8 protein-coding genes, 3 tRNA genes and 3 rRNA genes are annotated in these 15,765 nt (G+C 58.4%); 6 read left to right on the top strand and 8 right to left on the bottom strand.

Annotated features, from left to right (window positions below):
• Positions 1 to 7 precede the first annotated feature (7 nt).
• Together QNI87_RS10655 and QNI87_RS10650 are read right to left on the bottom strand one after the other, a co-directional pair.
• A complete protein-coding gene (locus tag QNI87_RS10655) occupies positions 8 to 1,009 on the bottom strand; it encodes a retroviral-like aspartic protease family protein (RefSeq protein ID WP_300596270.1) in 1,002 nt (333 codons plus the stop codon).
• Positions 1,010 to 1,132: 123 nt separating this feature from the next.
• On the bottom strand, positions 1,133 to 2,689 hold the full coding sequence (locus tag QNI87_RS10650; RefSeq protein ID WP_300596268.1) for a lipopolysaccharide biosynthesis protein: 1,557 nt from the start codon (positions 2,687 to 2,689) through the stop codon (positions 1,133 to 1,135).
• A gap of 621 nt (positions 2,690 to 3,310) precedes the next feature.
• Here QNI87_RS10650 and QNI87_RS10645 point away from each other — a divergent pair.
• From QNI87_RS10645 to QNI87_RS10620, 6 genes are all read left to right on the top strand, one after another.
• Positions 3,311 to 4,796: ribosomal RNA gene (locus tag QNI87_RS10645) — 16S ribosomal RNA — on the top strand.
• A gap of 196 nt (positions 4,797 to 4,992) precedes the next feature.
• Positions 4,993 to 5,069: transfer RNA gene (locus tag QNI87_RS10640), tRNA-Ile, on the top strand.
• A 34-nt stretch (positions 5,070 to 5,103) separates the two neighbouring features.
• Positions 5,104 to 5,179 (top strand) — tRNA-Ala (locus QNI87_RS10635).
• Between the two features lie 311 nt (positions 5,180 to 5,490).
• Positions 5,491 to 8,278: ribosomal RNA gene (locus QNI87_RS10630) — 23S ribosomal RNA — on the top strand.
• Between the two features lie 132 nt (positions 8,279 to 8,410).
• A 5S ribosomal RNA gene (gene rrf / locus QNI87_RS10625) occupies positions 8,411 to 8,525 on the top strand.
• Together the 16S, 23S and 5S rRNA genes with 3 tRNA genes alongside form the textbook arrangement of a ribosomal RNA operon.
• Positions 8,526 to 8,640: 115 nt before the next feature.
• Positions 8,641 to 8,717 (top strand) — tRNA-Met (locus tag QNI87_RS10620).
• Between the two features lie 407 nt (positions 8,718 to 9,124).
• Here the strand turns inward: QNI87_RS10620 and QNI87_RS10615 are convergent.
• The 6 genes from QNI87_RS10615 to QNI87_RS10590 form a co-directional block, all read right to left on the bottom strand.
• Positions 9,125 to 9,274: a hypothetical protein gene (locus tag QNI87_RS10615; RefSeq protein WP_300596266.1), complete on the bottom strand. Its 150-nt coding sequence runs from the start codon at positions 9,272 to 9,274 to the stop codon at positions 9,125 to 9,127.
• 409 nt (positions 9,275 to 9,683) lie between these two features.
• A complete protein-coding gene (locus QNI87_RS10610) occupies positions 9,684 to 11,555 on the bottom strand; it encodes a HAMP domain-containing methyl-accepting chemotaxis protein (protein WP_300596264.1) in 1,872 nt (623 codons plus the stop codon).
• Positions 11,556 to 11,652: 97 nt separating this feature from the next.
• Entirely contained in the window at positions 11,653 to 13,182 is a 1,530-nt protein-coding gene (locus tag QNI87_RS10605) for a bifunctional diguanylate cyclase/phosphodiesterase (protein WP_300596262.1), read from the bottom strand.
• A 138-nt stretch (positions 13,183 to 13,320) separates the two neighbouring features.
• On the bottom strand, positions 13,321 to 14,193 hold the full coding sequence (locus tag QNI87_RS10600; RefSeq protein ID WP_300596260.1) for a protein-glutamate O-methyltransferase CheR: 873 nt from the start codon (positions 14,191 to 14,193) through the stop codon (positions 13,321 to 13,323).
• A 13-nt stretch (positions 14,194 to 14,206) separates the two neighbouring features.
• Positions 14,207 to 15,373, bottom strand: a complete 1,167-nt coding sequence (cheB, locus tag QNI87_RS10595) for a chemotaxis-specific protein-glutamate methyltransferase CheB (RefSeq protein ID WP_300596258.1) — start codon at positions 15,371 to 15,373, stop codon at positions 14,207 to 14,209.
• Positions 15,370 to 15,735 carry a response regulator gene (locus tag QNI87_RS10590; RefSeq protein WP_300596256.1) on the bottom strand — a complete coding sequence of 122 codons (366 nt, stop codon included), beginning with the start codon at positions 15,733 to 15,735 and terminating at the stop codon, positions 15,370 to 15,372. Before QNI87_RS10590 ends, cheB begins: the two co-directional genes overlap by 4 nt.
• Positions 15,736 to 15,765 lie beyond the last annotated feature (30 nt).

The raw sequence follows: 15,765 nt of genomic DNA, 5'->3' as shown, positions 1-15,765 counted from the left end.
CCGCCGCCTAGTTGAAGTTGGCGCGAAGCCCCGGCTGGCGGGCCCGACGCATCTCGCGCGCGACGTCGCGCGGCACATCGAAAAGGATGCGCCGGTTCGCAAAATCGATCGCTACCCTGTCGAACATCTTGAGGTGTTGCATACCCAGTGAGAGGACCGGTGTGTCTTTCAGTCCCAGCGCTTCGAATGCGGGCGCGTCGGCAAAGGCGAGCGGCACGTTGCGCAGCGACAAACCCTCGATCGTTAGCGAGCGGACGTAGGCCAGATCGCCAGTTAGCGAGACGCCGTTGACATCGGTGGTCACCACTTCCTGCGCTCGTTTGGCCCGGATCCGCTCTTTTAGCGCGGTGTTCGCAAGGCTGGCCTGCGCGCCGGTGTCGATTATGACGGTCGCCTTCACGCCTTCGACAATCGCGTCGGTGATCAGCAATTGCCCGAGCTCCTGCTTGGCGCGCACGACGATCTCGAACCCGCGACGGTTGCTCTTCTTGTTGCTCATGTCCTCTACCGCGATACTCTCGTCGCGAAAGTCGATAAGGACGCGGAAGTCCTGCAGACTGTCGAGCCCGATTATCCCGTCCGCGCCAACATTCGTGCGGCTCAAGACGGGGGCGACTAGGTCGAAGACTTCGTAACTGCCGACCTTAAGGGTTTCGACCTCGACGATGTCGACAGGCCTGGTGCTCGCCATGCCAACAAGGGTCGCCGTGCCCAGCGGATTGAGGCCGAGCGAGGCGTTGATCTCGTGGGTGACGGCGGTGGCTTGGCTGCCGGTGTCGATCATGAAGTTGAACGGCCCGGCCCCGTCGATCAAAACGGGCACCGTGAGGCGCTGATTGCGCTCTTCGTCCAGCGCGAGAATCTCGGTGGAGGGATCGGTCAGGCTTGGCGCAATCGCCTGCTCTGCCGCGTTCTTGTCGGGCTCCACAAAGACCGACGCGGCGTGGTCCGCGGTCAGAGCGGGCGCGAGGCCCATTGTAAGTGTCCAGTAAGCCCAGTGTTCCAGCATTTCCTATCCAATCCCGTCTGCGTTGGTCTTGTTCTTGTCCCTAGCTTGATCTGTACGTGTACCAGACATGCGGCTGAGGCCCAAATGCGCCGCAAATCGGTTCCATCAAGCTCGCGCGGGTCGTCAGGCTGCGGGGGCCGGGCGCAACATGCGCCACGCGTCCTTTACAGTGTGCGGCCAGACCAGCCAGAAAGCGCTGAAATAGACAAGCGCTCCCACAGCCGCGTTCCAGACAAGGTCGAGCCACGGTACACCGATCGCGGCAAAACGCTGCACGCCGAGCACAGCGAGAGCCATGGCCGCGCACGCCAGAGCAATCGGCGCTAGTTCGCGCAGCAGGTCGAGCGGGTTGACCTTGATGCGCGGCAGTGTTGCGATCAGTGTGATGAGGCACAAGAGCGGCGCTGCGACCCACCACGCCTGAACGAGGCCCATCGCGGCACTCTCGCCGCCAGCGCCCTTGTTTGTGATGCCGATCAGGAACGCTGTGGGCATCAGCACCGCCCCTGTGACGCTGGTGAACAGGTAGATGCGCGGGCGCCCCATCGCATTCGTAACCGGAGAACAGATTAGTTGCAGCGCCAGCGCGGGCATGACGAGGGTGAGGCCGCCGACGATGGGAATGATGCCTGCCCACTTCTCGCCAAACAAGGTCAGGACCGCCGCCTCGCAGGTTAGAGCAAGCCCAATATAAATCGGCGCGGCGATCATCATCACCATGCGCGCGGTTTTGACGAAGTAGGGCCCGAGCGGCTTGCCCTCGCGGTGAAGTTCGGAATAGGCCGCAAACGCCACTTCGTTGACCGGCGGGATAAATCGCGCGGTTACGATCAGGGTCAGAAACAGCGCCTCTGAGTACAGCCCGAGGTCATAGGTCGGCAGAACCCGCCCAGCGATGACGATGTCGCTCTGGCTTTGGACAATCCAGAACAGCTGGCACAGCGTCAGAGTGCCGCCATAGGTCACAAGATCCCATGCGCCGCGCGGATCGAAGATGGGCTTGATCTGCAACCGCGCCGCGATGGAGAGCCCGATCGCGCGTGTTACGAACATGCAGATTGGCGCGTAAACGAGCGCCCACACCCCATAGCCAAAATAGGCAAGCGCCAAGGCGACGACCGCACCCACCACGCCTGTTACCATGGTCACCTGACCTTGTTTGCGGAACTCAAGGCGGCGTGAGAGCAACTCGGCGGGCAGCGATGAGAACGGAACCGTCAGAAAGATGAGCGCCTGCACGCGCAGCATATCGGCTACCAGCGGTTCGCGAAAATAGGCCGCTGCATAGGGTGCAAAGAGGAACTGGCCGATCGCCATGGCGCCGTTGAACATCAGCAGCAGGCCAAAGACCTGCCCAATCCGGCGCTCGTCAACATGGGGTGTCTGTACCAAAGATACGGCAAAGCTCGACCCGTTGAGAAAGGCCAGCGCGGTGACCACCACCTGCGTCATCGCGAACAGGCCGTAATCGGTGGGCTCGAGCAGGCGGACGACAAGGATGGTCGAGGTCCAGGTGATGAGCTGCATCGCGACCTGCGAGCCATAGCGCCACGCAAGCGCGCTGCGCACACGCGCGGCGAAGCTGTCGCCGGGCGTCGACGAAACTTTCCCCGATTCACGTGGGACAGGATTGAATCCAGCCTCGGCGCTTGAAGGGTAGGGTGGGGGATGCGCATCCATGAGAGGGGCGGTGTTAACGGCAAATGGTGAAGAATCTGATTGAGTCGGTTGCGCCGATTCACGCCCGAAACGGATGAATCGGTCGCTGTCGAGCCGCTGGGCGCGATAACGCAGTTGAAAATCAGAAGGTGAAGGCGTATATCGGAGCTTCAGCGAAGCTCGGAAAGCCGCAGAAAACTGCGATTTGTGCGCGACGCTGAAATAAAATTGCAAAAAGGCGTTGACCCGACTCAAGGCCATCCATATATGCCCTCTCACCGACGCGGCGCTGCCGGTTTTTACCGCCCTGCCGAGTTGGTCGCCAACATAATCGGATAGCCGGTCCCCCGGTGTAAATCGGGGAAGCAATGGCTGTCCGCTTTTAGTGTCTGGTGGCTCTTTGACATTGTTGGTTTTTGATGAAGGGACATGTGGGCGACGGCGCCCGGTCCGCGCACCTCAAGGGCGCGATCACCGGTTAACCTTAAGCCGATTGCCACATCCTTTTCGCCTCCACAGGCGGATCGTGATGATGCATGTCCATTCGTATCCATTACGTTTGACAGTGCAGGTATCGGCTCCTTGAAGCTCTTGCTTGTTGGTCTGGCGGGTTTCGGCCCGTGGCTGATAGGTGAGTGACACAAACTTGAGAGTTTGATCCTGGCTCAGAACGAACGCTGGCGGCATGCCTAACACATGCAAGTCGAACGAACCCTTCGGGGTTAGTGGCGCACGGGTGCGTAACGCGTGGGAACCTGCCTTTAGGTTCGGAATAACTCAGAGAAATTTGAGCTAATACCGGATAATGTCTTCGGACCAAAGATTTATCGCCTTTAGATGGGCCCGCGTTAGATTAGATAGTTGGTGGGGTAATGGCCTACCAAGTCGACGATCTATAGCTGGTCTGAGAGGATGATCAGCCACACTGGGACTGAGACACGGCCCAGACTCCTACGGGAGGCAGCAGTGGGGAATATTGGACAATGGGCGAAAGCCTGATCCAGCAATGCCGCGTGAGTGATGAAGGCCTTAGGGTTGTAAAGCTCTTTTACCAGGGATGATAATGACAGTACCTGGAGAATAAGCTCCGGCTAACTCCGTGCCAGCAGCCGCGGTAATACGGAGGGAGCTAGCGTTGTTCGGAATTACTGGGCGTAAAGCGCGCGTAGGCGGCTTTTCAAGTCAGGGGTGAAATCCCGGGGCTCAACCCCGGAACTGCCCTTGAAACTGGATGGCTAGAATACTGGAGAGGTGAGTGGAATTCCGAGTGTAGAGGTGAAATTCGTAGATATTCGGAAGAACACCAGTGGCGAAGGCGACTCACTGGACAGTTATTGACGCTGAGGTGCGAAAGCGTGGGGAGCAAACAGGATTAGATACCCTGGTAGTCCACGCCGTAAACGATGATAACTAGCTGTCCGGGCTCATAGAGCTTGGGTGGCGCAGCTAACGCATTAAGTTATCCGCCTGGGGAGTACGGTCGCAAGATTAAAACTCAAAGGAATTGACGGGGGCCTGCACAAGCGGTGGAGCATGTGGTTTAATTCGAAGCAACGCGCAGAACCTTACCAGCCTTTGACATCCTAGGACGGTTTCTGGAGACAGAATCCTTCCCTTCGGGGACCTAGTGACAGGTGCTGCATGGCTGTCGTCAGCTCGTGTCGTGAGATGTTGGGTTAAGTCCCGCAACGAGCGCAACCCTCGTCCTTAGTTGCCATCATTTAGTTGGGCACTTTAAGGAAACTGCCGGTGATAAGCCGGAGGAAGGTGGGGATGACGTCAAGTCCTCATGGCCCTTACAGGCTGGGCTACACACGTGCTACAATGGCATCTACAGTGAGCAGCGATCCCGCGAGGGTTAGCTAATCTCCAAAAGATGTCTCAGTTCGGATTGTTCTCTGCAACTCGAGAGCATGAAGGCGGAATCGCTAGTAATCGCGGATCAGCATGCCGCGGTGAATACGTTCCCAGGCCTTGTACACACCGCCCGTCACACCATGGGAGTTGGTTTCACCCGAAGATGGTGCGCTAACCTTTTAGGAGGCAGCCAGCCACGGTGGGATCAGCGACTGGGGTGAAGTCGTAACAAGGTAGCCGTAGGGGAACCTGCGGCTGGATCACCTCCTTTCTAAGGATACAAGCGAAAGCGCCGAGCCTAGCCTTCGGAAGAGCTTCGTTAGTTCCAAAGAACATTGCCGTCGTCCTCATGTCCTTTCATCAATCAGATACGCTAACGCTCTTGAGCGTTGCGTTTGCCTGAGCTGGCTCGCGCCGCAATCGGCCATGCTTTCTATCAAGAGAGGGTGAGCCGGTTCGTGTGGTGCAGGTCCGTAGCTCAGTTGGTTAGAGCGCACCCCTGATAAGGGTGAGGTCGGTGGTTCAAATCCACTCGGACCTACCATCTCTCATTACGAGGATGGCTGTTCGCCAAGTGAGGGGCCTTAGCTCAGCTGGGAGAGCACCTGCTTTGCAAGCAGGGGGTCATCGGTTCGATCCCGATAGGCTCCACCAGGCACTAGCGTAGCGGTTCTCCGCAGGAGCGCTGGAAACAGATCTGATGATGAAACGAAAGAGATCCGGTACGTGGTTTTCCACTGGGCCGGTCAGGCGGATCTGCCGCCGAACTTTGACATTGTGAATGGGTTTTTAAATCGATGCCGTGGCGCATAGATTGTTTGAAAGGGTCTAGCCGGCCCGCTCAAGCGCTTAAGTCTATGCATCACATATCAATCAAATTGATTATCTGGCTGAGATAATTCCTCCGCATCATCGCGAAGACGCACGGGCTTTTATGCAGGCCTGTCGTTGATGGTGTGGATTCTCAAGCGTGAGGTAAGAGCATTTGGTGGATGCCTTGGCATGTACAGGCGAAGAAGGACGTGACACGCTGCGATAAGCGTCGGGGAGCTGTGAGTAAGCTTTGATCCGGCGATTTCCGAATGGGGAAACCCACCTTCACCATTTCTTATCGGTTGCCTTTCGGCGATCGGTGAGAGGTGGATAAGGTATCACCTTAGTGAATATATAGCTTTGGTGAAGCAAACCCGGGGAACTGAAACATCTCAGTACCTGGAGGAAAAGACATCAACCGAGATTCCCGTAGTAGTGGCGAGCGAACCGGGACCAGGCCAGTGCCTTTTCTATTATTATCAGAACACTCTGGAAAGTGTGGCCATAGCGGGTGACAGCCCCGTATGAGAAAAGACTAGAAAAGGACTTGAGTAGGGCGGGACACGTGAAATCCTGTCTGAACATGGGGGGACCACCCTCCAAGCCTAAATACTCGTACATGACCGATAGCGAACACAGTACCGTGAGGGAAAGGTGAAAAGCACCCCGATGAGGGGAGTGAAACAGTACCTGAAACCGGATGCTTACAAGCAGTTGGAGCCCCATAGGGGGTGACAGCGTACCTCTTGCATAATGGGTCAGTGACTTAATCTATGATGCGAGCTTAAGCCGTTAGGTGTAGGCGAAGCGAAAGCGAGTCTGAATAGGGCGACTGAGTATCATGGATTAGACCCGAACCCCGGCGATCTAGGCATGAGCAGGTTGAAGGTGCGGTAACACGCACTGGAGGACCGAACCGTTGCATGTTGAAAAATGCTCGGATGACTTGTGTTTAGGGGTGAAAGGCCAATCAAGCCGGGAAATAGCTGGTTCTCCGCGAAATCTATTGAGGTAGAGCGTCATATTTATGCCGATGGGGGTAGAGCACTGGATGGGCTAGGGCTGCGCGAGCGGTACCAAACCTAACCAAACTCCGAATACCATCGAGTCTTGTATGGCAGACAGACGGCGGGTGCTAAGGTCCGTCGTCAAAAGGGAAACAGCCCTAACCTACAGCTAAGGTCCCCAAGTAATACCTAAGTGCGAAAGCATGTGGGAATCCCAAAACAACCAGGAGGTTGGCTTAGAAGCAGCCATCCTTTAAAGAAAGCGTAACAGCTCACTGGTCTAAATAAGGGTTCCTGCGGCGAAGATGTAACGGGACTAAAGGTATTCACCGAAGCTTAGGGTTGCAGTTTACTGCAGCGGTAGCGGAGCGTTCTGTAAGTGGATGAAGCCGAAGGGTAACCGACGGTGGACATATCAGAAGTGCGAATGCTGACATGAGTAGCGATAAAGAGGGTGAGATGCCCTCTCGCCGAAAGACCAAGGGTTCCTGCTCAACGCTAATCGGAGCAGGGTTAGCCGGCCCCTAAGACGAGCCCGAAGGGGGTAGTCGATGGGAACCACGTAAATATTCGTGGGCCTGGTGGTGTGTGACGGATGCTGGAAGTTGTTTGTCCTTATTGGATTGGGCAGGCAGCCAAGGTGTTCCAGGAAATAGCCCCACCGTATAGACCGTACCCGAAACCGACACAGGTGGTCAGGTAGAGTATACCAAGGCGCTTGAGAGAAGTATCCTGAAGGAACTCGGCAAATTGCCTCCGTACCTTCGGAAGAAGGAGGCCCCGTTAGAAGGCAACTTTTAGCGGGGGGCACAGGCCAGGGGGTAGCGACTGTTTATCAAAAACACAGGACTCTGCTAAGTCGGCTTCAAGACGACGTATAGGGTCTGACGCCTGCCCGGTGCTTGAAGGTTAAGAGGAGGAGTGCAAGCTCCGAATTGAAGCCCAAGTAAACGGCGGCCGTAACTATAACGGTCCTAAGGTAGCGAAATTCCTTGTCGGGTAAGTTCCGACCTGCACGAATGGCGTAACGACTTCCCCACTGTCTCCAGGATATGCTCAGCGAAATTGAATTCTCCGTGAAGATGCGGAGTACCCGCGGTTAGACGGAAAGACCCCGTGCACCTTTACTGCAGCTTCAGAGTGGCATTAGGAAAGAGTTGTGTAGCATAGGTGGGAGGCTTTGAAACTTGGGCGCCAGTCCAAGTGGAGCCATAGGTGAAATACCACCCTGCTGTTTTCTGATGTCTAACCAACTACCGTTATCCGGTAGTGGGACCCTCTGTGGCGGGTAGTTTGACTGGGGCGGTCGCCTCCTAAAGAGTAACGGAGGCGCGCGATGGTAGGCTCAGGCCGGTTGGAAACCGGCTGCGAGAGTGCAATGGCATAAGCCTGCCTGACTGCGAGATCGACAGATCGAGCAGAGACGAAAGTCGGTCATAGTGATCCGGTGGTCCCTCGTGGAAGGGCCATCGCTCAACGGATAAAAGGTACGCCGGGGATAACAGGCTGATGATTCCCAAGAGCTCATATCGACGGAATCGTTTGGCACCTCGATGTCGGCTCATCACATCCTGGGGCTGGAGCAGGTCCCAAGGGTTTGGCTGTTCGCCAATTAAAGTGGTACGTGAGCTGGGTTCAGAACGTCGCGAGACAGTTTGGTCCCTATCTGCCGTGGGCGTCGATACTTGAAAGGAGTTGCCCCTAGTACGAGAGGACCGGGGTGAACATGCCTCTGGTGTACCTGTCATCCTGCCAAGGGTGCCGCAGGGTAGCTATGCATGGACGGGATAACCGCTGAAAGCATCTAAGCGGGAAGCCTCCCTTAAGATTAGGTATCTTCGAACCGTCATAGACCATGACGTTGATAGGCCGGGTGTGGAAGCGCAGTAATGCGTGGAGCTAACCGGTCCTAATAGTTCTGATCGCGCTTGAGAGTTCGCACTGTCAATGACAGGCCTGAACAGGTCCGTCTGCGATGGAGGAGTTCTCCAGCCAGATACGCCCTTTGCAATCACTCTCTTGTAGAGAGCATCGATTTAGACCCACGCTTTCGCTGGCTTCATTGCTTGGTGGTCATAGCATCTGTGACCCACCCGATCCCATCTCGAACTCGGCCGTGAAACCAGATAGCGCCGATGGTACTGTGTCTTAAGGCACGGAAGAGTAGGTCGCCGCCAGGCATTGCAGCCAGCGATTGCGCGGGAAAAACCCATTCACTTGTCAAAGGGCTGACCTCCGGGTTGGCCCTTTTGACGTCTAAAAGGGCCTCGGTCCTCTGACGCTCAAGCTAGGTGCCGCGGGATGGAGCAGTCCGGTAGCTCGTCAGGCTCATAACCTGAAGGTCGTTGGTTCAAATCCAACTCCCGCAACCACCGAAAACCAGCCAGCACTAATCGGGCGGTCAGCCGATTGGCTCGCCCCTCTTCCGTGGCTCCAATCTTACTTCGCACGATGTGTTGCGAGGCGCGCTCCAAAAGGCCGCAATTTCCACGGGCTGGCCGTTGCGCGCACCGATCACTCTACGAGGTCGTTACGGACTGTGTTCTTCGGCTGACGAAGCGCTCCGAGCGCGGTTATTTTTGGCGACACGTTGTGAGGCATACATGAGTGGGTTTTTCTATCCGTTTGCGGAAAGATCGCCTGGTGGTCTCGTTCAGCGCCCGCCAATCGCAACCTTGGCGCGTTGCTTCATGGCAAGCCAAGCGTTCAGGCTCACGAACCGCAGCCCTGCAGCATTCTGTAGGCGCCTACCGAGCCAATGTCGCGAAGATTATCTTCGTCACGTACGCCGAATCTCGGCCAGTATCCGCTCCGTCCTGGCGTCGAGGCTGCACAGCTCCGCGATGCGTTTGGCCACGAATTGCAGGGTTGTGACGCATCGGACGACCGGCAGATGGTCGAGGAAGGTCTTCATCGGAGCCAGTCGCATAGCGACAAGGCCGGTGCCATCCCACGGTCAGCGCAGGCTTGGGGGTTAGCATTCAGTTGCTGTGATGAACGGTGCGATCAATCGCCGCCGCTTTCAGCCGGCGGTCGGGCACTCCCAGTGTCACTCAGGCGCCGAGGCAGGCCATGCTCTGGGAGCCGATGATATCGATCCCGCCTGTGGATATGGAAATGGGCGTTTGCGATTTTGCGTCGTAAGTTTCCCTTGTCGCCCGTCTTCCGCGGTGACCCGAAGGCACATTTCACACACCCCCTCGGGATGTTATTGAATGCCAAGAACAACGCGCCGTGGGCTTTCCATGCCGACAGCCTTGGCAGCCTAGCCTTTCCTCACCACGCCCGAAATCTGGCGATTGCGTCACGGAATACTGGCACCAGCGTCGTTGCCTCCCTTAGCTCTCCCGGACTTTCTTGAGGAACACTTGAACCTGTTCGTTCAGCGTCGAGGCCTGTTGGTCGAGCTCGGTTGCGCTGGTGAGCACTTGTCCGGCGGCTGCACCGGTCGATAACGAAAGCTCGCGCACGTCCTCGATATGGCCCGCAACTTTTTGCGTGCCGCTCGCGGCAAGATCGATGCTGCGAGCCAGGTCCTGCCCGGCGACCGATTGCTGGTCAACCGCGCTCGCAATGGAGACGGCGGTGCTTTCCAGATCCTTGACCTGCCCGGCGATGGAGCGCAGCGCGGTCACGCTTGCGCCGGTCGTATCCTGCATTGCGCGGATCTGGTCAGCGACTTTTTCCGTTGCGCGGCTTGTTTGCATCGCGAGTTCCTTGACCTCGCTGGCCACCACGGCGAAGCCACGTCCGGCCTCCCCGCCGCGCGCCGCCTCGATCGAAGCGTTGAGCGCCAACAGATTGGTGCGTTGCGCAATAGTTTGAATAAGCTCGACAATCTGGCCTACTTCTTCGGCTGAGGCCGATAGTGCCGAGATCGTCGTGTCCGCTTCGTTGGTCGCGTCGGTGGCAAGGCGCGCCAATTCGCTGGAGGAGGCAGCTTGACGACTGATCTCGCCAATTGAAAGCGCGAATTCATCGCTCGCGGCGGCGGCTGATGTTGCGCCGGCGTTCGCCTCGGCCATGCTCTCGGTCAGTTCGGTGGTGCGCCCCGCGGCCTGTTCTGCGGTCGCGGCCATGCGCGTCGCGGTGCTTTGCAGCTCGCTCGATGCGGCGGTGACCATGCCGACCACATCGCCGACCGTGCGCTCAAAGCTACTTGCAACATCGTCGATCAAGGCAACGCGACGCTCTTCGGCTTCCTTGCGCTCACGCTCACGCTCACGCTGCTCAAGAGCTTCTTTCTCAGCCTGCTCGGAGCGCTCGTGCGCCCATTTTTCAAGCTGCCGACCGGCGCGTTTGAACATATTGAGAGCGCGCAACATTTCCCCAATTTCGTCTTTGCGGTCGTCGCCTTCGATCTCGAAGTTGCGGTCGCCCTTCGCAAGGTTGGTCATGCCGTTAGTAATTTGACGTACTTTCGTGGCGAGATCGCGCGAAAGAATCCCGAACCCGGTGAAGAGGATCACACCGGTCAGCACGGCGAAAACTCCGACGACCGTGAGGACCATCAGGAAATAGTCGATTCCGTCCTCGCGCAGCGTATCGGTGTAGCGGGTCAGTTCGTCCGCAAACTCCTGTGATGACGCCGAAAGGGCATCGCCCTTCGCGATGATCTCAGGGTCAAGACGACCGGAGCGCGATGAACCGCCGCTGCGTTCGAACTCGGCGAAAGCTCTCGCGACGCTGGTCTCATAGTCATCGAGCTGCTGCCGCAATCGCTCGACACGCGGCGCGAATTGCGGAGCGCGCTCGGTTAGAACCGTTTCCATATCGTCAAGCTGCGATTGCGCCAGAGCAAGGGCCGCGCTTCGCTTCTCAAGAAGATCGGTTTCGCGATCGGGCAGATAAGTCGCATTTGCGTAGCGCACCTCACCGAAGGTGGCGCGGAACTCGCTGGTGTCGGTAATAAGACGCTCAATGGCATCGGACGTGTGATAGCGGGTCCACACCTCGCTCATGCCGAACGCTAGGACCATCAGCATGGCCGTGCCCACCACCGTGAAGGCCGCAAAGATGGTGTTGACCTTGGACGCGATGCGCTGATTTCGAAACCACGAGAGCGACGCTGAGCCTGACGCGGCCGACGTGTGCGCATCCGGTTCAGGTTCGCGTGAGGGGCCAAAGTCCTCAAGTCCGTTCGGCTCAATCTGTACGGACGTAGGTGCAGAGCGTTCCTTGTGCTCCTCCGGCGTCATCATCATGTTCATGGGCGAGATCCCCGCGCTCTCAGTTTAGGGGCAAGTCCTGAACGAAAATCGTTAATAACGCGTTTTCCTGAAGGCGTCTCTTCGTGGGGCCAGCGCTTCACGCCGCCTTTCCCCCTGCGAGACCGGTTATCTCGTCTTTGACCTGCGCGGTGTACAGGCGATCGATTTCGTAGCCCGGCATCGCCTTGTAATAGAGCCAGCCCTGTAACTGGTCGGCACCCGCCACGCGCACCATGTCGGCCTGTTCGGCGGTTTCGACCCCTTCGGCGGTCACGCTCATCTTCATTGCGCGCGCCATTGCTATGCTGGAGAGCATCATGGCGCGGCTGCCATCATCCTCGCCAGCATGGACGACCAAGCTGCGGTCCAGCTTGAGCTTCTCGAAGCGGAACTGGCGCAAGAAGCCGATTGAGGCGTAACCAGTGCCGAAGTCGTCGAGCGAGATGTTCACCCCGAAACCACGGATAACTTCAAGCGTGCGCTCGGCCACGACAGGATCGAGCACAAGACAAGTCTCGGTGATCTCGAGTTCAAGCCGCTCGGGAGGGAAGCCTGTTTCCTCCAGCAATTCGCCGAGCTTGATCGGGAACTCCGGGTTGCGCAGCTGGGCAGCGGAAATGTTGACGGACAGCTTGATGTCGCCCCAACTGCCCGCGTCGCACAAAGCCTTGCGCAGCACCCACAGACCGATCGGGTTAATCAGGCCCGATTCCTCGGCGACGGGAATGAAAACGCTGGGGCTCACAGCCTCGCCGTTTGGGCGGGTCCAGCGCAGCAGCGCTTCAACGGCAACGATCTTGCCGACCTGCGCATCGACGAGCGGCTGATAGGCCAGATCGAGTTCCTGATTGGCGAGCGCCTCTCGCAGCTCATCCTCGATTTCGCGCACAGCCTCGCGGCGCTGGTCGAAGGCTTCGGTGAACCATGTGCAGCGCATCCGCCCCCCGCGCTTCGACATGTACATCGCCACATCGCCTCGGCGCAGCATTTCCGATGAGCTCAAGCGGATATCGGCCGTGCTGCGCGCAAGGCCAATGCTGGCGCCAACAGAGATATGGCGATCACCGATATTTAAGGGACTTTCGAGCCGCTCCAGTAGCCCCCTACAAATGCCTTCCAGAATGGTGCCCGCCGCCGCGCCGCCCATGACCGCGGCGAATTCATCGCCGCCAAGGCGATAGCACCGCGCTTCGGCGCCGCACGCCTCGCGCAGCGCGTCGGCGCAAGCCTTAATCAGCTGATCGCCCACCGTATGTCCGTAATGGTCGTTGACCTGTTTGAAGCTGTCGAGATCGATAAGCGCGATGGCGACTTCCTCGCCCCCGTTCGAGAGCGCGTCGATATCTTCGTGTAACAATCGGCGATTAGGCAACCGGCTGAGTTGGTCTGTCACCGTCAGGCTTTCGAGCTCGCGCACATTGGCAATGCCGCTGCGTCCAAGAAAGAATATCGTCGCGGCGTAAACCAACGCGCTCGCGATCAAGAGGGAGGAGGGGCTGCGAAACTCCACCTGATCGCTGGCCATCACGACCAGTGCGATCAGAGCGAGCGCGAAAGTAATGGTGGCGAGCGGCACACCGACAAGACCAAGCGGGGTCAATCGCAGCGGTTTGCTCTTATCGATCACCAAAAATCCCCGACCCGCGCGTTTCTGTTGAGCTTTGCGCTGCCATTTGCGCCATTGCAGTGGTCTAAGGATGAGGGACTAAATAAGCGTAAAGCGCGCGTTATCGAGCCTGTCGATCATGACGCGCGCGGCGGAGGATCATCCGGCAAGCGCGCGGCGTTCAACACTGGAGTGCAGCGGAGCGGGCTTCGGCTCATAGACGCTGGTACGGTTGGGCGTGGGGGCAAACGCGGTTGTATGTCCGACAACAGTCTCGCCCGCGCCCAGCATCAGATATCCATCGCCTCGCATCGCGCCCGCAAGGCGTTGGAACGCCTTCTGACGCGTTTCCTGATCGAAATAGAGCAACACATTCCGGCACAAGATGAGGTCGAAGCGGGCTCTATCCGGCGGCTCGCTCAGGACGTTGTGCCGTTCGAAGCGTGTAATCTTGCGGGTCGAATCCTTGATCTGCCAACCAGTGGGGGTCTCGTCGAAATGTCGCAGCATTTCGATCACGCCGAGGCCACGCTGAACTTCGAACTGGCTGTAGAGACCCGTGCGCGCTGAGGCGATTGCTGTCGCGGAGATGTCTGTGCCCAATATGTCAATCGTCCAGCCGTGCCAGCGTTCGGCATTGTCTGCGAGGATCATCGCGACGCTGAGCGCTTCCTGTCCGGTTGAACAGCCCGCGCACCAGATCGAGAGGCGCCGCGTATCTTCCCGCTTGCGCGCGAGGTCGGGCAGGATAAGCTCTGGCAATTGGTCAAAAGTCGGCTTGTCGCGAAAAAAGTAGGTCTCGTTGTTGAGCAACGCCTCGACGATTTGTTGCGAGAGTTCGCGCTTATCACGAGCGGTGCTCTGCCCTTCGAGCAGACACACCAATTGATCGACATTGCTGATACCGCGCTCGCGAAAGACGCCAGCCAGCGCGCTGCTGACGCGCCAGCGCCGGCTTTCGGTCAAGTGCTGTCCGGTGTGCTCGGCGAGAAGATCGGCGATGACCTGGTGCGAGGCGTAGTGCGCGTCCATATCCGCGAAGGCCTCAACCGCGCTCCGAGGCGACCACGCCTTGCACAGCGCCGAGCATACGCTCACGCAATTCTTCTGGGCGCGCGATCAGGCTGGCGAGGCCGGCCTTGGCCACCGCGCCAGGCATGCCCCACACTGCGCTGGTTTCCGCATCCTGCGCGAAAACGGTCGAACCTGCATCGACGAGCGCGCGCGCGCCTTCGAGACCATCGCGACCCATCCCGGAGAGGACCAGCGCCAGGACCCGGTTGCCGCAGGACTGCGCAAGGCTTGCAAACATGGGATCGACTGACGGCAGGCATCCGCTGCGCGCGGGTTCGCAGGACGTGCGGGTTACCAACTTGTTGCCGCGACGGGTCACGATCATGTGCCCGTGGCCTGTTGCGATGACAACTTGGCCTCGGCGAATCTCCGTCCCGTCTTCGGCAATCACGGCAGGGCGAGCGCAGGCCATTTCGACCTGCCGCGCGAACACGGGAATAAACGTCGAAGGAAGATGCTGGGTGATCAGGATGGGGCAATAAAAGTCTGGCGTCAGGCCGCGCAAAAGGATGTTGAGCGCGTGAATACCGCCGGTCGAGGCACCGATGGCGACGATTTCGGGCGGGCGGGAGAATTGCGCCTTGTCCTTCTCGATGGTCGTTGCATCGGGCGCGCGTGCCCTTGCGCTGTCGGCCCGCACGTCGCCTTTGGCACCGCCAAGAGCGCGGATCTTGCCGAGCAATTGCGCGCGATAGTCTTCGTTGAACCCACCTGGACGTGGCTTGAGCATGGTGTCCGCTGCGCCCATCGATAGCGCGGAGACGGTGTGTTCCGCGCCGTCCTGCGTGAGCGAGGAGACGACGAGGACCTGACCGCCCGCCGCGCGCTTAAGTATTTCTGGCAAGGCCTCCAGCCCGCCCATGCCCGGCATTTCAAGATCAAGCAGGATAACATCCGCTGGGACGCTTTTGAGCTCGGCGATCGCGCGCTCTGCGCTGCTGGCGGTCGCAGTCACTTTCATCGAAGCGTCGCTCTCGACCATACGTTTAAAGATGGTGCGCACAGTCAGCGAATCGTCGACGATCATTACCCGGATGGCGGCCTCGGCTTGTGATGGCGTATCGTCGCCCGGCGTACGCAGCTTTCCGCGCATCCGTTCGCTCATCTCGGATCGAGAGGCGGGCAGTTGCGCGTTCACGCGAAGCCTACGAGCTGAAGCTTGATCTGTAGCGTTTCGTGATCGAAAGGTTTCATCACATACTCATCCGCCCCAGCAGAGATTGCCTCGCGGATGTGCGCGACGTCGTTCTCCGTGGTGCAGAAGACGACTTTGGGCGTGTCGCCGCCGGGGCGTTTGCGCAGTTGAATGATGAACTCTATTCCGGTCATCACGGGCATGTTCCAGTCGAGCAAAACGACATCGGGCATAGACTTGTCGCAAGCCTCTAGGCCCTCCTGCCCGTTTTCCGCCTCATCCACCGAGAAGCCAAGCGTCTCGAGTATATGCCTCGACACTTTTCGGATCACGCGCGAATCGTCAACGATAAGGCAGGTTTTCATGAATCACTCTTGTTGTAGTCGGCTGAGCTT

Source organism: Erythrobacter sp., assembly GCF_030066995.1.
Lineage (GTDB): Bacteria > Pseudomonadota > Alphaproteobacteria > Sphingomonadales > Sphingomonadaceae > Erythrobacter.
The sequence above is the reverse complement of the archived record's forward strand: the minus strand, read 5'-3'. Positions and strand labels throughout refer to the sequence as shown.

Excerpts from the sequence above, each read along its gene's own strand:
- QNI87_RS10615 (WP_300596266.1), bottom strand. The coding sequence starts at position 9,274 with ATGCGACTGGCTCCGATGAAGACCTTCCTCGACCATCTGCCGGTCGTC.
- QNI87_RS10610 (WP_300596264.1), bottom strand. The coding sequence starts at position 11,555 with ATGAACATGATGATGACGCCGGAGGAGCACAAGGAACGCTCTGCACCT.
- QNI87_RS10650 (WP_300596268.1), bottom strand. The coding sequence starts at position 2,689 with ATGGATGCGCATCCCCCACCCTACCCTTCAAGCGCCGAGGCTGGATTC.
- QNI87_RS10590 (WP_300596256.1), bottom strand. The coding sequence starts at position 15,735 with ATGAAAACCTGCCTTATCGTTGACGATTCGCGCGTGATCCGAAAAGTG.
- QNI87_RS10600 (WP_300596260.1), bottom strand. The coding sequence starts at position 14,193 with ATGGACGCGCACTACGCCTCGCACCAGGTCATCGCCGATCTTCTCGCC.
- QNI87_RS10655 (WP_300596270.1), bottom strand. The coding sequence starts at position 1,009 with ATGCTGGAACACTGGGCTTACTGGACACTTACAATGGGCCTCGCGCCC.